The following is a 20,632-nucleotide window of genomic DNA, read 5'->3' as shown; positions in this document are numbered from 1 at the left end:
TATTATAAACTTTCAATGATCGTTTTTAATTTATTATTTGTCTCGATATATTCAGCTTCACACTCTGATTTATCTACTATACCACCACCTGTGTAGGCAAAAACCATATTTTTACAAATGAGTGCCGAGCGTATTCCCGCCACAAAAATTCCATCCCCATTTTCATCCATAATGCCAATTGGAGCGGCATACAATCCTCTCTCATGTTTTTCATACTTTTTTATTATTTCCAACGCTTTATACGCAGGATTTCCTCCTAAAGCAGGAGTAGGATGTAATCGAGTTACCCATTCAGATAATGTACTATTATCCTTACCATAAATACGTGTTTGGAGATGGTGTAAATTTTTAAGTGTCAAAATTTTTATTTCATCAATTATAACGTCTCTGATATATTGTTTCATCACATCCGCTATTTTATCAATCACTATTTGATGCTCATAACGATTCTTTCTATCATTGAGCAGCATCATCTTTTGCAACTCATCATCTTCATCATTTCGTAAAATTGTCCCTGCCAAAGCATAACTTATAATATTATCCTTTTCCTTTTGAACCAAGATCTCCGGGGTCGCACCCAGAAAAGTTTTACCGTTCTTGAAATACGCAAAAATAAAACTGTTTTGGTTTTTTTCTAAAAGATTTTTTAATACACTCTCTGTATTCACCAAAGTTTCACACACAATCTTAACTTCTCGCGAAATAACAACTTTATTTACCTTTCGAGATGAAATTTCATAATATACATTTGCAAATAGTTCCTTCCATTCTTCATAATCATCTGCTGAAATATTGTAAAAATGTTCATTGGATTTTATTTTCAGATTTTCTATCTCCACTAAATCTTCAAAGTAATAAAGAGTCTGCTTGCCTTTTTTTTCAACAAGATAATATTCAAAAGCAACCGTTTCATTCCCAAACTCTGCCCACTTTTGATCTTTAACTGAGTCAAAGAAAGTCCTTGAAGAAAATACATATAAATAGTTGTTGTAGTTTTCTTCTTGCCCAAAGGTTTTTAAGCGTTTAGCTCCAATAATAAGCTCATTATTTAACGGATTATAAAATAAAACACGCTCTTCTTTGTCAAAATGCTTCCAGAACGAAAGTGAGTTATCTAACTTAACTTCTGTTTTCTGATATTTCAAAGTATACATCTCCGAATGTATTGAACAATAGCTGTTGCTACTTAGATCAAAAAAACCGGCGTACTGGCCACCGGCGGGAATGGTAGAGGTATTAATTAGGAAAGCGACCCATATATCCAGCCGGTTTCGAAGTTCAGAAACTTAATAGCCTGTCCTTCCTGTCTGTAGGTGTTAAACCTGAGGCATCAGTGCATAACATTTTAGTAATGCATGATCAAAGGCCTCCTCCAGGTATCGTAACCAACCATATATTTCGATAAGGACAAGGGCTTTTCCTTCAAATAACTGAATCACCATTCATTTTTTCACCTAATTATTTCAGAAACAATTTATCATCTCTACTGTGTTATTTTGAATTTAGAAGCAGTGTCAAAATTATAAACTGGACTTACGCCTAAACTTCTGTTAAACTACGGTATTGGGTAAGGCGTAAGGTTATCTCCCTTGCGGGCTCTTTACGAGTACACGCTTTTTTGAGGAACCGGCCTTACCTTTTTGTTTTTACTGCAGGGGAGAGAAATTTAACAAAGTTTGGTGGACGGGTAAGGTTTTATCATCTCTTGCGGGCCCATATTCACGGGTACAAGCTCTTGCCGAGACTACCGCCCGTCCGCCTTCTATCACCAGATGCGGTTAATAGGACGTTGCGCTAGAACGCTAAAACAGTAGAGCCCGACTGGTGATGAAATATTTTTTTAAAGGAGTTGTTCCTTATGGAGCACCAGCAGCATGTGTTTGTCGGCGTAGATACCCATAAGGACCAGCATACTGCGGCGGTTTGTAATTGCTGGCATAAGACTTTAGAGGTAATTGAAACTTCCAATAACCCAGTTGCCTTTCCTGCTTTTTTGGAGCAGGTGCTGGCCTCAACACCCAATGGTTTAACGCCGGTATTTGGGCTTGAGGATACGGGTGGACTGGGGCATGCTCTGGCAGTGTTTCTCTTAAAAGCCGGGTATGTAGTTAAAGAGGTTAACTCTATTCGGTCGGATCGCCAACGTAATCGCTCTCCACACCCTGACAAGTCTGACCCCGATGATGCCAAGGCTGTCGCCAAGGTACTGATCAATGACTTTGATGAGTTACCTGACGCCAGGGCAGATGAATTACCCCTGGCTATTGCCCAGTTAGTCTATCACCGCGAGCATTTGGTGAAGGAGCAAACCCAGGTAAAAAACCGCTTCCATGCTGCCATACACCAGCAGTATGCAAACTACCGGCAGTTTTTCAAAGACCCTTTCGGCCAAGCTGCATTAGTTTTTTGGCATCGCTTCCCTTCATCTGAACACCTTAAAAATATTGGTGTTACCCGTCTAGCTTCTTTCCTGCGTAAGCACAGCAATAACCGGGTTTCTACGAAAAAAGCGGAAAAGATACTTTCCCTGATAAACCGGGATGATAACCCATCTCTACCCCAACAAACCCGTGATTTTATTATTAGTAGTTTGGTTGAGCGCCTATGGTTGCTGAAAAAAGAGCTCTCGATAGTTGAAGAAAAGTTAGCTTTACTTATTGAGCAAACTGGTCTTCAACTGGAGACTATGGACGGCATCAATACAATCACTGCAGCAGCCCTAATTGCTAACATTAAGGACATTTCCCGGTTTGCTTCATCCGCTAAACTGGCCCGCTACGCAGGCGTGGCGCCCATCAAAAAAAGTTCTGGACAAAAGAAACGATTTAAAAAGTCTAAGGGTGGTCGCCGTAGTTTAAATACAGTGCTTTACCAGATCGCTCTCAACCAGATTTGCTTAGATCGTAAAGGCCAGCCACGAAACCCTGTAGCCCGCAACTATTTCATTAGAAAAGTAGCGGAAGGTAAAACCAAGAAAGAGGCACTAATCTGTTTAATGCGGCGGTTGTGCGATATCATCTTTGTGCTTATGCGTGATAAATGTGCTTATAGTTACCCGCAAAAACCAGACGCTGACAAAGCTTCTACAGCGGCTTAGAAAAGCTTTCCTCGGAGTCCTTTAATCATGTTTCTGGTGAGCTCTGGAGTTTTATTAAATCAAAGCAGCGCCGCAAGGGAAGTCTTGACAGACGGGGGCGCCCTGCGTGTGGTACAATGGGTTGCTGACGAGGGCTTATAATCCAGTTACATGTCTCCGGAGCCGCCCTGTCGTTGGTTTACCTGGACCACACGCGGGGTGGATGTCAAGGCCGCTGCTTTGTTCATCTGTTAAATCATTCTTTTGTTTCCAAAATTAAGAAATGTTTTCAAGGTTAAAACCCAGTTGAGATTTCTGAATTTTTAATCTTTTACCGCCTGCTTATTTTCACATTGACATAGGACGTCTCGGCAGAAGATCCCCACTTCCAAAGTGGGGGATGAATGCCGGTTACTGTCCCAGAACATATGTTTCAATCGCTGGCATTTTGTGGTACAATGAAAGTGGTCAATACGCGATAAAAAGAGGTGAAAAGCTATGATACGCGTTCTTAAGACCACTTTCCGAACATCAAAACACGAAATGGACAGATTGTTTGCCTGCAACCGGGAATCGGCAAAAGCATGGAACGACTGCCTCAACTATGCCAGGGAATACCACAAAACCAACGGTAAGTGGATCGGCAAGAGTGACTTGCAAAACTTACTAAGGGTCGGTATTATCTGCATAGCCAGAGTATCCAAGCTGTGCAGGAACGCTACCTGGATGCCAGGACCAACGCCAACAGAGCCAAACAAGCAGGGCATGGACATGTCCGCTACCCATGGCGGCAGAAAAAGAATTACCCGACCAGGTGGAAAAAAGACGGTTTCACCATCCAGCCTAACGGCAAGATCGAGCTATCCATGGGCATCCACAACGGTAAACGGGAGAAACCTATCATTGTTCACGTCCACCGCATCCCTCCACGAAAAGTCAAAGAGATTGAACTTGTCTGGGACCGCAAGCTGACACTGGCGATAAGCTACGATGATGGTACCCAGCCCCGGGAAAACCTCAATCGAGGCATCGCCGCCATCGATATGGGCGAAATTCATGGGATTGCCGCTGTAGCCGACACGGGTGAGGCGTTGGTTGTCACATCCCGGAAACTGCGCAGTGTCAAACGGCTGCGCAACAAGAAATTCAAGGAAATATACCAAAAGCGCAGCCGGTGCAAAAAAGGCAGCCGGAAGTGGAAGAAATACACCTGTGCCATTGCTCGCATAGGCAGCAAGACGGACAACCAGCAGCGGGACATTTTGCACAAGATGAGCCACAAGTTTGTCGCCTGGGCCAACGACCAGGGGGTCAAAACGGCCGTAGTCGGCAACGTAGAGGGCGTGCAAAGGAACACGTCCAGGCGCAATAAGAAAAACCTTAAGCAGAAACGTCATTCCCGCGGATTAAACCAAAAGATGAGCCAATGGCCATTCGGGTTGTTGCTGGCTTATCTTACATACAAGCTGGCTGCTCTTGGTATCGACCTGATCAAGATTGATGAGAGTTATACTACGCAGACATGCCCTGTCTGTGGTCGGAAGAAAAAGCCTTCCGGCAGGACGTATCAGTGTCATTGCGGGTACATATGCCATCGGGATGTGCATGGCGCAAGGAATATCTACGCCAAGCACAAATATGGCGAGATTCGAACACTGGATTGGAGTGTCGAAAACATCAAGTATCTACGGCCTGCTTCGTGAGAAGTAGAAAGTAGTAGAAGCCTGGAACCGGGCCCGATGGGAGGCAAAAGCCGTTGGTACCATTGTTGTCGGGAGAATCGGCAGGAAGGAAAGCATCCTTTGTGGATGAGGCTACCTGAACAGGTTGCTGCCAGAAATTCTTACCGGTAAGCTCCCTGAAGCCCCCACTTCTACAAGCGGGGGAGGTTCACTTGCCCAGACGAAGTAACGAGGGACCACCTTCCTGCTCGACCAGCAATTTTTTAAGTACATCCTCAAATTCAGGAAAGGATACTTTAATGCATTCAGCGTCACGTACCAATGTTGTTCCCTCAGCCAGCAGGCCGTCCGGCAGTTCCTCCACCTTAGCTCCAAAGCCGGGCAGCAATCCGGCAACAGTTGAGATACGGTTGCTTTCTTTAACTTTCAGTTCCGCAGCAACCCGGATTTCTGTTGTTCCTGCAGCCAGCGCGGCGGCTCCAGCCTGGACCGGCACCTCGTAAATGAGGCGGGGAATCAATACCCCAATGCTTCACAATAAGATCAAGGCATTTTCCTTCCCATGACCCCGGCGATTTTCTTCAAGTCGGACATTACGTTAATAAAATTATTGGGGGTCAGTGACTGCTGCCCGTCACATAGAGCTTCGGCCGGGTTGGGGTGCATTTCTATCATCAGCCCATCGGCGCCCGCGGCTATTGCAGCCATAGACATGGCAGGGATATAGCGCCATTTGCCGATAGCATGACTGGGATCAACTATTACCGGGAGATGGGAAAGGTGCTTGACCACCGGGACAGCGGTGAGGTCAAGCGTATTCCTGGTATAACTCTCAAAGCTGCGGATACCGCGCTCGCATAAAATCACGTTGTAGTTGCCGCCGACCATGATATACTCAGCCGCCATCAACCATTCTTCGATGGTAGCGGAGGGCCCCCTCTTCAGCACTACGGGTTTATCTACCTTGGCTACTTCCCGCAGCAGGAAAAAATTCTGCATATTGCGGGCGCCTATCTGTAATATATCGGCATATTCAGCGACCAAAGGGAGCGTCTTGGCGTCCATGACCTCGGTTACGATCAGGAGGCCGGTGGCCTCCCTGGCCTCGGCCAATAACCTTAAGCCCTCTTCCTCCAAACCCTGAAAGGAATACGGGGAAGTCCTGGGCTTGAAAGCCCCACCCCGCAACATTGTGACGCCGCAACTGCGTGCGATGCTTGCCGCCTCCATGAGCTGTTCCCTGCTTTCCACAGCACAGGGACCGGCTATCATATGAATGGTGTCCCCTCCGATTTCCAGGCCGCCGACCCTGATTACGGTATCTTCCTCCTGAAAGGTCCGGCTGGCAAGCTTGTAGGGTTGAAGAATAGGGACAACCCTCTCAACAGAAGGCATCGCTTCCAGGCTAACGTCACCCAGGCTTATTTTATCCCCAATAGCGCCGATGATGGTACGCTCAACTCCACGGGAAAGGTGAATCTGGAAGCCAATCTTTTCCAGACGGAGCACAACGGCTTCTATCTCATCATCCGTAGCTTTATGTCTCATGACCACAATCATTTTTTAACCCCCTTACCTCCCGTAAAGACAGATTAAATAATTATAATTCCCATTTACGTCAAGAGCACTCCACATGGAGTGCTGTGCCCGGCCATAAGGCCACCTTATCGCCCACACTGAAAATGAGAGTCCAGCAAACACCCATGCCCGATAAATGTGGGAGAAGAAATTCAATATATATAAAACTGCATCGCAGTTTTCTGCGATTGGAATCACATCCACATAAAGTATGGACAACTTTACCATCCTCTGTCAGTATAACATATTACTCTGATTCCACGATAAATAGTTCTACAAATTTAAATAATATTAGCATACCGGGCAATAAATGGCAATGTTCTTAAATCGTATCCAATGCGAACCTGAGCCTCTCAACCAGGCCGGCAGCACATACAGCAGGTGATACCATTCCGCTCTCCGCAATAGCCTTCACAATAGCGCTTCCAATAACCACAGCATCGCAGTGAACCGCCGCTCTGGCCGCCTGTTCCGGGCCGGCGATCCCGAAACCTACGGCCAGAGGCAGGTTGGTATGACACCTGACCCTTGCAGTAAAGGCGGCCAGGTCGGTTTTTATTTCTGCTCTGGCGCCGGTAACACCTGCTACTGAAACACAGTAGATAAAACCTGTCGCAGCTTTTGTGATTTTATGCAAACGGCCGTCGGTGGTGGTAGGCGCCACCAGGGGAATCAGGTCCAGGCCGGCCTCCAGGGCAGCTTCCCGCAGTGGAGCTGATTCCTCAAAAGGCAGGTCGGGTACGATTAACCCGTTGACTCCTGCCGCAGCGGCATCCCCGGCAAACTGCCGGATCCCGTACTGGTAGAGAGGGTTGTAGTACCCCATCAGGATGATTGGTTGGGGGCAATCCCTCCTTATATTCTCTACAGCATGCAGGATGCCGCTTAAGTCTACACCTGCAGCCAGGGCCCGGCAGGAAGCCTGCTGGATGACCGGGCCATCAGCCAGGGGATCGGAGAAAGGTATCCCGAGCTCAATAACATCGGCACCATTCGCAAACATTTGCCGTGCTATCTCAACTGTAGCTGCTAGGTTTAGGTCGCCCGCGGTGATATAGGCGATTAATCCTTTTCTCCCCTTAGACCGGAGCTTTTCAAGGCAGTCCGTAATTAGACCTTGCGCACTCACACCGTCACCCCCTGGGCGCCCGCCACGGCTGGGATGTCCTTGTCGCCTCGCCCTGACAGGTTTACCATGATTATTTTTTCCGGAGAGAGAGAAGGCGCCAGCCGCACTGCCTCGGCCAGGGCATGCGCGCTTTCCAAAGCCGGTATAATACCTTCGGTGTGACAGAGCAGATGAAAAGCAGACAGCGCTTCAGCATCCGTCACGGAAGTATACCTTACCCGGCCGCTGTCTTTTAAATAGGCGTGTTCCGGTCCCACCCCGGGATAGTCCAGCCCGGCCGATATCGAATGGGCGCACTTAATCTGGCCGTTATCATCCTGCAAAACATAACTCAGTGTCCCGTGCAGCACGCCGGGGCTGCCACAGCTTAAGGTAGCGGCATGTTCTCCGGTTGCCAGTCCTCTCCCTGCCGCCTCAACCCCAACCAGCTTGACCTGCGGTTGATCTAGAAAGGCATGGAAAATTCCCATAGCGTTGCTCCCTCCACCTACACAGGCCACCACGTAATCGGGCAGCCGGCCGGCCTGTTCCATGGCTTGCTTGCCGGCCTCGTCGCCGATTACCGACTGGAAATCCCGGACCATGGCCGGGTAAGGATGCGGACCGGCCACCGACCCAATCAGATAGTAGGTATCTTCCACGTTGGTCACCCAGTCCCGGATGGCTTCATTCATAGCGTCCTTCAGGGTCCTGCTGCCGCTTGCGACAGGGATCACCTTGGCGCCCAAAAGCTGCATACGGTAAACGTTGGGGCTCTGCCGCCTGATGTCCTCCTCGCCCATGTAAACAGCACAGTCCAATCCGAACAGAGCTGCTGCGGTTGCAGTGGCCACACCATGCTGGCCTGCCCCCGTCTCGGCGATAACCCTCCTTTTTCCCATGCGGCGCGCCAGGAGTATTTGCCCGATGGTATTATTTATTTTGTGGGCGCCGGTATGGTTTAGATCCTCTCTTTTAAGGTAAATAGCAGCTCCCCTGCAGTGCTTTGTCAGCCCGGCGGCCTGGTAAAGGGGAGAAGGCCTGCCTACATAATTTTTTAGGTACAATTCCAGTTCACGGTGAAAATCCGGATCTTCCTGTGCCCTCCGATAAGCCTGCTCCAGTTCCTCCAGGGCAGGCATCAGTGTTTCCGGCACAAAGCGCCCGCCATATAGCCCAAAGTAACCTCTATTGTCCGGCAGAGCTGCTTTTTTATTGCTCAAATCCAACACCCCCCTTGGCTGCCTGAATAAACAGCCTGATTTTTTCGGGATCTTTTTGCCCGCCGCTTTCCACCCCGCTTGAAACGTCCACGGCGTAAGGTCTGGTGGTTTCCACGGCCATCCTCACATTATCCGGCCTCAAGCCCCCGGCCAGGATGACCCGTCTTGCCGCCGCCAGTTCCCTGGCTATATTCCAATCGAAGCAGCGGCCCGTCCCCCCTGCTGCGCCCGGGACGTAGGTGTCGAGAAGGATAGCCTCAACGTCATAGTCCTTGACCAGATCCAGGGTATTGGTGTTCCGTACCCGGAAGGCCTTAATAATCTTGTATTTAAGAGAACGGCAATACTTCGGCGTCTCTTCCCCGTGCAACTGCAGGGTATCCAGTCCACAGTAAGCCGCTGTTTCTTCGGCCAGGGCAACTGGGGCGTTGACAAAAACCCCCACCCTGGCTATAAAGGGCGGCAGCTGGGTACAGATATCCCGGACTACTTCCCTTGGCACCTGACGTGGTCCCGGTGCAAAGACAAAGCCTAAAGCGTCAGCCCCGGCGTCTACCGCTGCCATTGCTCCAGCCAAATCTTTAATGCCGCATATTTTAATTCTAACCGGGTTAATTGTTTTCATAATCTTGCTCACCTGTATTTTTCCTTAAGCCGGGTCCGGCCAGTTTTAATAAAGCGCGGCCTGGGAAAGGGTTAGCCGACAGGGCTTCACCCACCAGGGCTGCGTGTATGCCCGACTCCAAAAGCCGCAGGATATCGTTATGGTCCTTTATCCCGCTCTCCGACACAACCGTGATATTTTCCCTGTCAATCAACTCCGCCAGCCTGAAGGTATGGGTCAGGTCGGTTTTAAAAATTTTCAAGTCACGGTTATTGATACCAATCATTTCAGCTCCCGCGGCAAGAGCGCGGTCCAGTTCCTCTTCCGTGTGAACTTCCACCAGGCAGGACATGCCCATTCCTTCGGCAAGTGCTTTTAATTGAGCCAGTTCTTCATCCGTAAGGATAGAAGCAATCAGAAGCACTGCATCGGCCCCTAAAATTAAGGATTCATAAATCTGGTAGGGGTCGATGATAAAGTCCTTGCGCAGGAGCGGCAGGTGGACCGCCTCTCGTACCATGGCCAGGTGGGAAGGGTGACCGAGGAAGAATTTTTCCTCGGTCAGTATCGATACCGCGGCTGCGCCGGCTCCCTGGTATTGAACCGCAAGCTCCACAGGATTATAGGATTGACGTAAAATCCCTTTGGATGGTGAGGCTTTTTTGGCCTCAGCGATAATGGCCACCCGGCCAGGCCGGCGCAGTGCGGCGGTAAAATTACGAGCAGGTGGACTATCCGGCAGCCGGGTCTCCAAGAAGGCGAGGGGCATGACCTGTTTGCGTTCAACCAGTTCCTTTTTCTTATGAGCTACAATCTGCTCAAGGATCATTGAACCACCGCCTGGGAAGGCGCACAGCGCCGGGTAAAATCGACCAGTTTCTGGAGTTTACCCAGGGCAGCGCCGCTATCGATGCTGCAGGCAGCCATTTTCAGGGCTTCTGCAATACCACCGGCAGCTCCCCCGGCAACTAACCCCAGGGCGGCATTAATGAGGACTACATCACGACGCGGCCCTTTCTCCCCTTCCAGGATGGACAGGGTAACCATGGCGTTCTCACTTGGTGTCCCCCCCGCCAGGGCGGAAACAGGCGCGTATTTAAAACCAAAGCGTGCCGGGTCCAGGGTGCCCTTACGGACAGAACCTTCTTTAACTTCACAGAGGACGGAAGGACCGGCCAGGGAAACCTCGTCAAGACCTCCTGCCCCGTGCACCACGAAGGCCCGGACCGAGCCGAGCCTGGCCAGCACTCTGGCCAGCGTCTCCGCAAGCGGCGGGTTGTAGACACCCAAAACCTGCGCCCCGGCCCCGGCCGGGTTGGTGAGGGGCCCCAGAATATTAAAGACGGTGCGGATACCGATCTCACGGCGCGGGCCTGCGGCGTATTTCATAGAGTGGTGCAGGGACGGCGCAAACAGAAAGGCTATGCCAACCTCACGCAGGCAGGCCTCCACAGCTTCCCGTGCGAGGTCAACCCTTACCCCAAGTTCCTCCAGTGCGTCAGCGCTGCCACTGCGGCTTGAAACAGACCGGTTTCCATGCTTGGCGACGGGTAAGCCGGCTCCCGCCACCACAAAGGCAGCAGTGGTGGAAATATTGAAGGTCCCTGAACCGTCTCCCCCGGTTCCGCAGGTGTCAACCAGGACCGGGTAGTCCGATTTGACCGGCTCTGCTTTCTGCCTCATCACCCGTGCAAAACCGGTAATTTCCTCCACAGTCTCACCCTTCAGGCTCATCGCCGTCAGCAATGAGGCGATCTGCGCGGAGCTCGTTTCCCCCGCCATAATTTTCTCCATAACTGCGGCAGCCTCTCCTTCTGTAAGGTGCTGACCGCAAACGACCTTTCTAATTGCTTCTTTAATCACTCAGCTTACCTCCTCTCAGCTATGCTAATGGTCGTGGGACGTGGGTATATCCTGCATTCCTATGGGGTCGTAGGAAGCAAAAGAACCGTCCCCCTGCTTCCTGAGCTAAACAAAATCCGTTAATAGGCTAGTGCCAGGAAGTTCTGCAGCAGGCGGTGGCCGTGCTCGCTAAGTATAGATTCCGGGTGGAACTGCACTCCCTCCACCGTACAGCTGCGGTGCCGGAGACCCATCACCTCGCCTTCCATGGTATAAGCTGTTATCTCCAGGCAATCGGGGATGCTTTCCCGCTCGACCAGGAGCGAATGATAGCGGGTGGCGGTAAACGGCTTTGGAATCTGGCGGAAAATTGTCCGGCCGTCGTGGTGAATCGGGGAGGTCTTACCGTGCATCAATCTCTCCGACCGCACTACCCTGCCGCCGAAGCACTGCCCAATGGCCTGGTGCCCGAGACAAACACCCAGGATGGGTACTACGCCTGCAAAGCGCCTGATTACCTCCATGGATACACCCGCCTCGTTTGGAGTGCAGGGACCGGGGGATATTACCAGGTGCTGCGGTTTGAGTTCCTCAATTTCTTCGCAGGTAATCGTGTCATTGCGGTACACCCGGACCTCCTGGCCCAGCTCACCCAGATACTGGACCAGGTTGTAAGTAAATGAATCATAATTGTCAATCATCAGCACCACACTGTCCGACCTCCTCCAGTGTTTTAATCAGCGCCATAGCTTTGTTTTGGGTTTCCCGGTATTCCATTTCGGGGTCGGAATCGGCGACAATCCCGGCTCCGGCCTGAACATAGGCGCAGCCATTATGGATAACTACCGTCCTTATGGCAATGGCCGTATCCAGGTTGCCTGAAAAACCGAAATAGCCGATTGCTCCGGCATATATTCCCCGCGCCTCCGGCTCCAGCTCGGAAATTATTTCCATAGCCCGCACCTTGGGGGCTCCAGTGACCGTGCCGGCGGGGAAACATGCTTTGAGTGCGTCAAAGACATTTAAGCCTGGAGCTATACGGCCCGTGACATGGGATACCAGGTGCATCACATGCGAAAATTTTTCTACTTCCATCAAACGGGACACTCTTACACTGCCTGTTTCAGACACTTTGCCCAGGTCATTGCGGCCCAGGTCTACCAGCATCAGGTGCTCGGCCCTTTCTTTGGCGTCTTCCAGAAGGTCTTTGGCCAGGCGCTGGTCGGCCTCAGGCCCATCCCCGCGCGGACGGGTGCCGGCAATTGGACAGGTCTCCACCGTACCGCCATCCAGCCGTACCAGCATCTCAGGTGAAGACCCGATTATCTTGGCGTCGCCAAAATCCAGATAATACAGGTACGGAGAGGGATTCAGAGACCGCAATCTACGGTAGACTTTAAATGAATCACCATGAAAAGGCATGCTAAGTCTTCGCGACAGTACCACCTGCAGAACATCCCCCGCCTTTATGTACTCTTTGGCCCGCGCCACACCAGCCTTAAACTCTGCAGCTGTAATATTGGACTCGACCGGACCAAAACCGGCGGAAGGTTTGCCAGCCCCATCCTTTGCGGCCAGTCTGCCACAAATTGCCCTGGCCACTTCCGCAATCCGCCGTTCAGCCTCGTCGTAGGCATGATCAGGGCAATTGCCGGGCCGGCTGTTAATAACGATGGTCAAGGACCTGCTGACGTGGTCAAAAATCAACACCGTACCAGCGAAGATAAAGCTGCAGTCCGGCAGATCCGGCGCCCCACAGCGAGGCAAATTGACTCTTTCCATAAAACGGACTGCGTCATAGCTGAGATAACCCACCGCGCCTCCGGAAAAACGGGGCAGTCCGGGCGCCGGGTAAACCCGGTACTTGGAAATAATCCGGGCCAAATTTTCCAGCGGGGAGCCCTGTAAGGCTTCCTGCTGCCCTGCTGCGGTAATAAACGATGTTTCTCCACGGGAGGAAAAGAGTAAAAAAGGGTCACAGCCGATAAAGGAGTGCCGGGCCAGGTTCTCTCCACCTTCGACGCTTTCCAGGAGGTAGGCCGGGCCTTGTGGTGATACTTTTTTGTAGACACTGATAGGTGTGTCCAAATCGGCGTTGATTACTTGACTGACCGGAATCAGATCGTAGCGCTTACTTAATGACAGGTATTCTCCTTTGCCCGGTGAACTCAAGGGCTTTACCTCCTTAAAAGAACACATTACCTCTGCTGACCTGTGTGCTAACAAGCGGCCTATGGTTCGGGACTATAATCGTATGGGTAATTACCCCAAAAAAGCAAAAACCGGCACTCAAACGAGTGCCGGCGGAATTCCAATTCCAGCAACCGAACTCTCATCTCAGCTAAGCTCAAAACTTCTCAACTTTACTCTGCTCTAAACTTACTGCTCTAACTACCTACTTAAACTTAATGCAAATATTAACATGATGGACAAGGGAACGTCAAGCATCATTTTCAACAGACCACCCTGGAAATAACATTCCAGGTTAGCCATAGTCTACCACCATTAAGATTGTACTGCCCTGTGGCCCAAACCGATAGCTACATCATCCATATGCAGGAGGCCAACACCAAAGAATACGGCTACACTGATATGGTCACCCTGCCTGGCTATCCCGATTTTTCCCCCAACGTTAAAACCAATGGACTTTGTCATAATTTGCGTGATAGCTTCGTGGGCAGCCCCGGCAATGGCGCCTTCGTCGGCGTGCACTTCCTTGATCACGCCTTCCCGCTTTGCCGCAACTACAGCGCGCTCAATCATTTTGTTTACCGAAGCAATAAAATCTCCACCATAATCAACGGCGGCCGTCTTAATCCCTTCCATGGCAAAGCGCTGCTTTAATGTCTTTTCTTCTTCCCTGCTCTCGGTTAACGCCATTTCAATTGCCACTCGCGCTACTTTCCTGCTTCCGTAAAGGGCCATAAACGGCATCTCCTCCCGCATACATTAAAATACACTCCTTAAAGGGAGTGTTACAGCCAATATTATTATACCCCTGGCAACATTATACTGGAGGGATTTTTAAAAAGCAACAAGGCTCTATCTGTTCCCCAGCCGCACCCGGGCCAGGCAGGATATACCACCTTCAACACGTAAATGGTCGCCTGCGGATGGAACCAGCACTTCCTTTGACACGTCCAAGACCTCTATATCGAGAGGCCTGCTGTAACGGGAACCATCCACTTCAATCAGGTCACCTTCCTGGACAAAAACTGTAACGTACCGATCACGGAATTCCCCACGGGATTCACCGTTAACCAGTATCCTGGCCAATGGCAGTGTGGAATAATTTTTTAGCTGAAAGGTAACCACAGGTTCCTGCAACAAGCCGGCTGTAAGAGGGGGGTGGGTCCGTTCAAGCGAGGCAACCGGCACAGCGTCCTCCGGCAGGGGATCACCCGCTCTAAGCGACTGTACCAACATTATTATCGCGGCTATAACTACCACCAACCGGATTAGAGCCCGTTCCAGCCTATCCCGGCCCGGCCTGCGCATCCCTGTTTTCATCAATACACCCCCGCCCAATTTTCACCCAGTAAAGTCTATGAACTCACCTGGAAGAAAATACACTGACAGGCGTTTCAACCAGCATAAAAACTTATTTTAAGTTATACTTTTTTTCCAGGCGCAACCTGTATTCTCTCATTTCCTCATGCACTCTGAACAAAAGCCTCTCCAGGTCGGAATGACTGAGATTGATAGACGCAGGATCCAGTATTTCAATTTTTCTAAAATCCTCTCTGGTTATGAACCGGACAATATTCTCCAGGTTATCAGCCTTAATCGTCATTACCAGGGGGGCGTAGGCAGCATATGTATTGGCTATTTCGTCATAAACAGAGTAAACATCAGTGCTTACGTCTATATCGATAATCTGAATACCCTGCAGGGGAATGTTCCGGAAAACAGCAACCTGTTGCTCCCTGACCTCCTCCGCTGCTTTTTCAGAAGGCTTTCCTCCAAAAAGCAGCCGTCCCGGCTTGCCATTTGACTTGAAATCAAGACGGACCTTAAACAGTACGCCATTCCTATCAAGAAGGTTGTTGTCCTCACTTAATGGTTTAGGCAAAAAAAACCCTCCCGTCAAAGGGGATTACCCTGCTAAAGGTAATTCAACCCTAAATTAAAAATTCCTGCGCGCTATTGCCAGATTGTGCCATTCTCTACACAAGGACAAGTACTTCAACAGGTTAATTTACTGCTTGCCTGTGCCAGGCTTCAACCCGGCCAGCGCTTTCAACTGCTTCACTTCCAGCTCACTCAGGTGCCGGTACTCCCCCGGTCGCATTGTCTCCAGGCCGAGGTTTCCAAGCTTGCTCCGTTTTAACCGTAACACCCGGTACCCAATATGATCAAACATGCGCCTGATCTGGCGATTGCGGCCTTCCCGGATGGTCACCTCCACCAGCGCGTTACCGTCATGCTGGCCAACCAGCCTGACTTTGGCGGGCGCGGTCAGGCCGTCCTCCAGGTTGAGTCCTGCGGACATCTGTTCCAACTGTTCCTTGGCAGGAACGCCTTCTACCCGCACCAGGTAGGTCTTCGGGACGAGGTGACTGGGATGAGTCAGCGCGAAAGTAAGTTCTCCATCATTGGTCATCAAGAGCAGGCCTTCACTATCGTAGTCCAGCCTGCCGACGGGATAAACCCTGGCAGTGATTCCTTTAAGCAAGTCGGTTACCTGTTTGCGGCCTTTCTCATCGCTCATGGTTGTGATATACCCGCGAGGCTTGTACATCAAGAGATAATATTTTTGTGACGACAGACGCAGGGTCTCGCCGCCTACCTGGATTTTATCCTTGTCCGGGTCAACCTTGGTACCCGGTTCGGTTACGACCCGGCCATTGATTTTTACCATCCCGGCTGCAATCATAGCCTCGCAGTGCCGCCTGGAGGCAACCCCGGCACGCGCCATCACTTTTTGTATGCGTTCCATATACCACCTGACCGTATTCCATGTATTTTAACGATTGTGCCCCTTTACTTAATTATACCCAATAATATCATTATGGGTAATCTGTGGACTGCATTTCTCCTGGGCATGTGTAAATGAATTCGCAGCCGCATTTTCGGGGATAGTTGCCCATGCCGCCAGCGGCGCCACGGATCATAAAAATATCTTTTAAAGTCTCGCTGTTTTATACTGAAGCCTTTTGCTGCACACTGCGGACAAAACCGACCCTAAGAAAATTTAATCAGAACCAAACTCTGTTGTCAAATAAAAACAATGGGCCGCTTTTTCGAGAAACACTCTCTTATACGTAGAGGTTACGAAAATTGAGACCATCGGGGAGGGAACCAAGTAAACTTTGCCGCAAAAAAATACCGGAGCTGTGAGTCTCCGGATTAAACAGTACTGTAATCAATTTTATATCCTCAAAACAAGGTACTGACGATAAAAACCGAGGCAACCAGGGTGGTAAAGTCCGCTACCAGTCCCAGGAGCACCGAGTAACGATATTTTCTGATACCAACCGATCCAAAATATAATGTGAGGACGTAGAAGGTAGTATCGCAGCTGCCCTGCATGGTGGAGACCAGCCGCCCCAGGAAGCTGTCCGGGCCGTAGGTTTTGACAATATCCGAGGCAATGCCAAGGGCGGCTCCACCGGAGAGAGGACGCATGATCGCGTGGGGCAAGACCTCCGCCGGCAGACCGACAAAGCCAAGCAAGGGCGAGAGAGACGCGACCAGCACTTCCATTGCTCCAGAAGCCCGGAAAATACTGATGGCGACCATCATAGCCACCAGGTAGGGAATGGTTTTAACAGCGGTTGCAAAACCAGCCTCGGCCCCTTCCACAAATGTTTCGTAGACCTTGACCCCACGAAGCACCGCCACCAGGGGAACCACCAGTAGAATAACCGGTATGGCCCAGCGGGACAGCTCCGAAATAAACTCAAACAACACCTTACCTCCTTTTGCCCGAATAAAACAACCTTAGCAGCCGGTCCACCAATATAGCTACCAACATGCTGAAGGCGGTCGCTATGATGGTTGGCCCTACGATATCAGTGGGGTCGCTGGAACCGTATAGCAGGCGGATACCGATAATAGTGGTCGGGATCAGGGTGACACAGGAGGTATTAAGAGCAAGAAAGGTACACATGGAGTCCGAAGCAGTGTCTTTGGAGTGGTTCAGTGTCTGTAGTTCCCGCATGGCAATCAGTCCCATGGGTGTTGCAGCGTTCCCCAGTCCCAGGATATTGGCGCTGAGGTTCATAACAATAGCGCCCATGGCCGGGTGTTCCCTGGGCACACTGGGGAAAAGAAAACGCATTACCGGGCGCACCAGCCACGCCAGCGCGCGTACCAGTCCAGCCTCTTCGGCCAGCTTCATGATACCGAGCCAGAAGGTGATAATAGCAATCAGGCTGATGGATATTTTTACCGCATTATTAGCGCCGTCAAAGGCAGCCTTCGTTACAACCTCGATATTTCCGTTGATCCCGGCCACAACAATGCCGAACACAACCATCGCCAGCCAGACAAAGTTGACCACTTCCACACCCCCACTAAAGCTTGTCCTCTGATACTTTATGAGTCGGAGCGGACAAATAGTACAAATAATGGTAATTTTTACTATCACGGAAATAACGCTAAGGGTGTCTTTAAAAATAATCACATGATCCTGCGATTGAAGCTCCCTGCCAGCCCGGTTTTGCCGACCCGTTCACGGATTTGCGCCATGTCGGTAGTATAGAGTCCCCGCTCCTGCATCCTCTGGAAGTATACTGAACCGGAAAAAGTATATTTCTTGCTCATCCCTTTAGAGGTTTTCATTTCCCTGTGCATAAAGGAAATAATATCGCCGCAGGCCAGTTCGGACGGCAGCACGAGCAGTTCGCGCCCGGCCAGCATCCTTACCGCATTGTGGCCGGCCAGAAAGCCGGTTACGATAGCCTCAGTATGACCAACCAATAGGCCTGTCTTCTCCCCGGCGCAAAACAGGTTTAGCGAGCCTGAAACAGCAAGGCTGTCATCGCATGGCGCCATCGCCATAAAACGGACTGAATTTCCCATCCCGCCTGAATAGGGATCGGCATAGCGGGCATCCTCTAAGCCTTCCAGGGTGCGGAGTATTTCCAGCGGAAAATAAGAGGCCATTAACTTGGCGTGGCCGGTGTCAAGGAACACCAGGTTATCCGCAAACTCAGGCAGGGAGTACTGCTGACAGGCCTTGCGGTCCAGCCTGGCTTTGGCGCGGAGGGTTTCAGGAAGGGGAATGATCAGCACCCCAGTTTGCTCCAGCTTTGCCACCAGGACAGGTGATATGGACTTTTTTTCAAGCTTGCAGGACCCGCTCATGGCCTCAAACTGGGGGAAACCCTCCCCGGCCGTTATTTCGCTAATACCGGCTTTGGCTGTAAGGCTAATACGTGGTCCGAAGGTGGGACAGCGCAGTATGCACATGGCGCAACCAGAACCATACCGGGTGCAGTATTGTGCCGGTCCGGCCGTACCGGTACAGTCAATAAAGACAGCCCCCTCGATGTGATCACCGTCGGCCGTATCAATCCCGGTAATAAAACCATTGTTATTTGTAACACCGGACATCCTTTTCTGCAGCTTTAAGCGAACCCCTGCTGTTCGAAGCGCCATTCTGATCGATGGCTCTATTCTGGTTACGTCGTACAGCATGGCATGGCGATGCCCCGGGAAATCAACGTTCAGATGGGTGGCAGACTGCTCAATGAGCTTAAGGAAATCCCCGGCGCCGAGTTCCCGCATTTCTTCCATAGCCGTGAGGCGGCCGTTGTTGCGCATAATACCGCCTACCAGGCCGGTGCCCAGGAGCATATCAGTTTTTTCAATAATTACCGTTTCAGCTCCGGCCACAGCTGCGGCATAAGCGGCAGAACACCCGGCCCAACCGCCCCCGACAATAACAACAGTCATAAAAAAGCCCTCCCCAAAAAACAGTATATTCAATGGGAGCGCTAAAAGCTTCTGCCTTTACCAGATTAAGGCTGAAAATATAAATGCTGTTATCTATATGCACTTTATTTTTCTCTACAAAAACTTTTTGGATCCCTTTTCACCATTGTAGGAAAAAAGCACCGGCTTGTTGTCCAGGCGTGTTTCCAGGTGAACGGTCTTACCCCACAGGGTATACACGTGAGGGAGGGTCTTTTCCAGGTAGAAAACATCAAGTTCAACCCCCTCAAAGTAGTGCTTGAGGTAGAGCTCACCCTTCTTGTTAAAGTCACCGTCCTGTACCACGATATGTGGAAAACTGCAATTGGTAAGATTGATTACCAGGCCGTCCCTGACCTTTTCCCACTCCTTCTGGCTGATTTTCCAGTCGTAACCCATTTTTTTAAATAAATACAGGTCCAGATCGTCGACCAATTCTTTGGTGAGGTAATTCCGGAGAAAGGAAATATCATTTTCCATTGCCCTCACCTCAAAAATTTTCTGCTTCCCTTCCCCGCCCGGACGGCCATATTTTTCCCTTTCTTCCTCCGTAGGGTTTTCCCACCGTTTTTCAATGTCCTCGAAAATTTTTAAGCCCAGGGTGTAAGGGTTGAGGCGGGTGCGGGAGGTCTGTACGATGCCTGAGTGCATCTTGGCCAACTCGATTGTTTCCGCCTCGTCAAGTTCAATTTCCCGCATAATCCTGAGATGCCAGTAGGACGCCCAACCTTCATTCATTATCTTTGTCTCCATCTGAGGCCAAAAGTAGAGCATTTCCTGACGGATTACCGACATGATATCCCTCTGCCAGTCCTCCAGTTCCTTGCTGTTTTGCGTTATGAAAAGCATCAGGTCTTTTTCCGGTTCAGGTGGAAACTTCCTGGGGTGATCGCAAGTGTCGCATTTAAATATCTCTTTATCACCCAGGGACCAGAGATCGTCGTAAGGCGTTTCAGGCTTTTTATGCCGGCATTCATGCTTTGGAGCCTCGTCCTGGTTTGAGCTTTTCCTGATCAGTCGCCTTGGCTCCACATGTTCCTGTATTGCAATCGCCGCATCGATAAAAGACTCTACTTTGGCTCTGCCATACTTGAACTCGTATTCCCGGAAGCGGTTGGCAGCCGCAGCCATGGATTCGACCATAGCCCTGGAAGTATTTTTGAAATAAATATTGTTCTTAAAAAAATCACAGTGGGCAATGACGTGCGCCATGATCAATTTGTTCTGGATCAGGCTGTTCCCCTCCAGCAAAAAAGCGTAGCAAGGATCGGAGTTAATTACCATCTCATAAATACGGCCCAGATTATAATCGTACTGTGTCTTCATTTTGTGGTAGGCCTTGCCGAAGGTCCAGTGAGAGAAGCGGGTGGGCATGCCGTAAGCGCCAAAAGTATAGATAATATCAGCCGGGCAAATTTCGAAGAAAATGTCATAAAAATCAAGACCAAATTCCCTGGCCTTTGCCGAAATCTTTTCCATGGCCACTTCCAGGCAGCCCATTTCTTTCTGTGGGTTCAACAGTCATCACTCCTTGGTTTTACAATATGCTAAGAAATCTTTTTATTGCCACTGTCCGGGAAACGGTAGTGATGCAAGGAT

The 20,632-nt window shown here is 50.3% G+C and carries 20 protein-coding genes; 2 read left to right on the top strand and 18 right to left on the bottom strand.

What is annotated here, in order from left to right; translation table 11 throughout:
* Positions 1-2 precede the first annotated feature (2 nt).
* Entirely contained in the window at positions 3-1,145 is a 1,143-nt protein-coding gene (locus Psfp_RS02875) for an isochorismate synthase (RefSeq protein WP_134217048.1), read from the bottom strand.
* A gap of 713 nt (positions 1,146-1,858) precedes the next feature.
* On the opposite strand from Psfp_RS02875, the gene Psfp_RS02870 reads away from it, so the two are divergent.
* Both Psfp_RS02870 and Psfp_RS02865 read left to right on the top strand, forming a co-directional pair.
* On the top strand, positions 1,859-3,097 hold the full coding sequence (locus Psfp_RS02870) for an IS110 family transposase (RefSeq protein ID WP_134217047.1): 1,239 nt from the start codon (positions 1,859-1,861) through the stop codon (positions 3,095-3,097).
* Between the two features lie 686 nt (positions 3,098-3,783).
* The gene (locus tag Psfp_RS02865; RefSeq protein ID WP_243120443.1) at positions 3,784-4,779 is read left to right on the top strand and encodes an RNA-guided endonuclease TnpB family protein; all 996 of its coding nucleotides are present in this window, start codon (positions 3,784-3,786) and stop codon (positions 4,777-4,779) included.
* Between the two features lie 187 nt (positions 4,780-4,966).
* Here the strand turns inward: Psfp_RS02865 and Psfp_RS02860 are convergent, their stop codons facing one another.
* The 17 genes from Psfp_RS02860 to Psfp_RS02780 all read right to left on the bottom strand — a co-directional run bounded on the left by Psfp_RS02860 (position 4,967) and on the right by Psfp_RS02780 (position 20,551).
* Complete coding sequence (locus Psfp_RS02860) at positions 4,967-5,278, bottom strand: hypothetical protein (RefSeq protein WP_243120442.1); 312 nt, start codon at positions 5,276-5,278, stop codon at positions 4,967-4,969.
* Between the two features lie 23 nt (positions 5,279-5,301).
* Positions 5,302-6,318, bottom strand: coding sequence for a 3-deoxy-7-phosphoheptulonate synthase (aroF, locus tag Psfp_RS02855; protein ID WP_134217045.1), 1,017 nt, complete (start codon positions 6,316-6,318; stop codon positions 5,302-5,304).
* A 340-nt stretch (positions 6,319-6,658) separates the two neighbouring features.
* The gene (gene trpA / locus Psfp_RS02850) at positions 6,659-7,465 is read right to left on the bottom strand and encodes a tryptophan synthase subunit alpha (protein WP_134217044.1); all 807 of its coding nucleotides are present in this window, start codon (positions 7,463-7,465) and stop codon (positions 6,659-6,661) included.
* A complete protein-coding gene (gene trpB / locus Psfp_RS02845; RefSeq protein ID WP_243120441.1) occupies positions 7,462-8,667 on the bottom strand; it encodes a tryptophan synthase subunit beta in 1,206 nt (401 codons plus the stop codon). The genes trpA and trpB overlap by 4 nt, the downstream gene beginning before the upstream one ends.
* A complete protein-coding gene (locus Psfp_RS02840) occupies positions 8,657-9,292 on the bottom strand; it encodes a phosphoribosylanthranilate isomerase (RefSeq protein WP_134217043.1) in 636 nt (211 codons plus the stop codon). Before Psfp_RS02840 ends, trpB begins: the two co-directional genes overlap by 11 nt.
* Entirely contained in the window at positions 9,279-10,100 is an 822-nt protein-coding gene (trpC, locus tag Psfp_RS02835) for an indole-3-glycerol phosphate synthase TrpC (RefSeq protein ID WP_134217042.1), read from the bottom strand. The genes Psfp_RS02840 and trpC overlap by 14 nt, the downstream gene beginning before the upstream one ends.
* Positions 10,097-11,134, bottom strand: a complete 1,038-nt coding sequence (trpD, locus tag Psfp_RS02830; protein WP_134217041.1) for an anthranilate phosphoribosyltransferase — start codon at positions 11,132-11,134, stop codon at positions 10,097-10,099. Before trpD ends, trpC begins: the two co-directional genes overlap by 4 nt.
* A gap of 119 nt (positions 11,135-11,253) precedes the next feature.
* Positions 11,254-11,823: an aminodeoxychorismate/anthranilate synthase component II gene (gene pabA, locus Psfp_RS02825; RefSeq protein ID WP_134217040.1), complete on the bottom strand. Its 570-nt coding sequence runs from the start codon at positions 11,821-11,823 to the stop codon at positions 11,254-11,256.
* Positions 11,807-13,285, bottom strand: coding sequence for an anthranilate synthase component I (gene trpE, locus Psfp_RS02820; protein ID WP_134217039.1), 1,479 nt, complete (start codon positions 13,283-13,285; stop codon positions 11,807-11,809). The genes pabA and trpE overlap by 17 nt, the downstream gene beginning before the upstream one ends.
* A gap of 333 nt (positions 13,286-13,618) precedes the next feature.
* On the bottom strand, positions 13,619-14,038 hold the full coding sequence (locus Psfp_RS02815) for a HutP family protein (RefSeq protein WP_134217038.1): 420 nt from the start codon (positions 14,036-14,038) through the stop codon (positions 13,619-13,621).
* 117 nt (positions 14,039-14,155) lie between these two features.
* Positions 14,156-14,623, bottom strand: coding sequence for a hypothetical protein (locus Psfp_RS02810; RefSeq protein WP_134217037.1), 468 nt, complete (start codon positions 14,621-14,623; stop codon positions 14,156-14,158).
* 91 nt (positions 14,624-14,714) lie between these two features.
* On the bottom strand, positions 14,715-15,185 hold the full coding sequence (locus Psfp_RS02805; RefSeq protein WP_190240416.1) for a hypothetical protein: 471 nt from the start codon (positions 15,183-15,185) through the stop codon (positions 14,715-14,717).
* A 126-nt stretch (positions 15,186-15,311) separates the two neighbouring features.
* Positions 15,312-16,052 carry a pseudouridine synthase gene (locus tag Psfp_RS02800; protein WP_134217036.1) on the bottom strand — a complete coding sequence of 247 codons (741 nt, stop codon included), beginning with the start codon at positions 16,050-16,052 and terminating at the stop codon, positions 15,312-15,314.
* Positions 16,053-16,492: 440 nt separating this feature from the next.
* Positions 16,493-17,023, bottom strand: a complete 531-nt coding sequence (locus tag Psfp_RS02795) for a nucleoside recognition domain-containing protein (RefSeq protein ID WP_134217035.1) — start codon at positions 17,021-17,023, stop codon at positions 16,493-16,495.
* Positions 17,024-17,027: 4 nt separating this feature from the next.
* Positions 17,028-17,618, bottom strand: coding sequence for a nucleoside recognition domain-containing protein (locus Psfp_RS02790; protein ID WP_134217034.1), 591 nt, complete (start codon positions 17,616-17,618; stop codon positions 17,028-17,030).
* A gap of 119 nt (positions 17,619-17,737) precedes the next feature.
* Entirely contained in the window at positions 17,738-19,015 is a 1,278-nt protein-coding gene (locus tag Psfp_RS02785) for an FAD-dependent oxidoreductase (RefSeq protein WP_134217033.1), read from the bottom strand.
* A 114-nt stretch (positions 19,016-19,129) separates the two neighbouring features.
* Positions 19,130-20,551 (bottom strand): SpoVR family protein, encoded by a 1,422-nt coding sequence (locus Psfp_RS02780; protein WP_134217032.1) that lies wholly within the window; start codon positions 20,549-20,551, stop codon positions 19,130-19,132.
* Between the last annotated feature and the right edge of the window lie 81 nt (positions 20,552-20,632).

It is taken from the genome of Pelotomaculum sp. FP (genome assembly GCF_004369245.1).
Lineage (GTDB): Bacteria > Bacillota > Desulfotomaculia > Desulfotomaculales > Pelotomaculaceae > Pelotomaculum_C > Pelotomaculum_C schinkii.
Note: the sequence above shows the minus strand (reverse complement) of the source record. Positions and strands in the feature narration are given on the sequence as shown.

Coding starts and splice junctions, on each gene's coding strand:
- Psfp_RS02870 (WP_134217047.1), top strand. CDS start 1,859: ATGGAGCACCAGCAGCATGTGTTTGTCGGCGTAGATACCCATAAGGAC.
- aroF (WP_134217045.1), bottom strand. CDS start 6,318: ATGATTGTGGTCATGAGACATAAAGCTACGGATGATGAGATAGAAGCC.
- Psfp_RS02840 (WP_134217043.1), bottom strand. CDS start 9,292: ATGAAAACAATTAACCCGGTTAGAATTAAAATATGCGGCATTAAAGAT.
- trpC (WP_134217042.1), bottom strand. CDS start 10,100: ATGATCCTTGAGCAGATTGTAGCTCATAAGAAAAAGGAACTGGTTGAA.
- Psfp_RS02815 (WP_134217038.1), bottom strand. CDS start 14,038: ATGGCCCTTTACGGAAGCAGGAAAGTAGCGCGAGTGGCAATTGAAATG.
- Psfp_RS02810 (WP_134217037.1), bottom strand. CDS start 14,623: ATGAAAACAGGGATGCGCAGGCCGGGCCGGGATAGGCTGGAACGGGCT.
- Psfp_RS02800 (WP_134217036.1), bottom strand. CDS start 16,052: ATGGAACGCATACAAAAAGTGATGGCGCGTGCCGGGGTTGCCTCCAGG.
- Psfp_RS02785 (WP_134217033.1), bottom strand. CDS start 19,015: ATGACTGTTGTTATTGTCGGGGGCGGTTGGGCCGGGTGTTCTGCCGCT.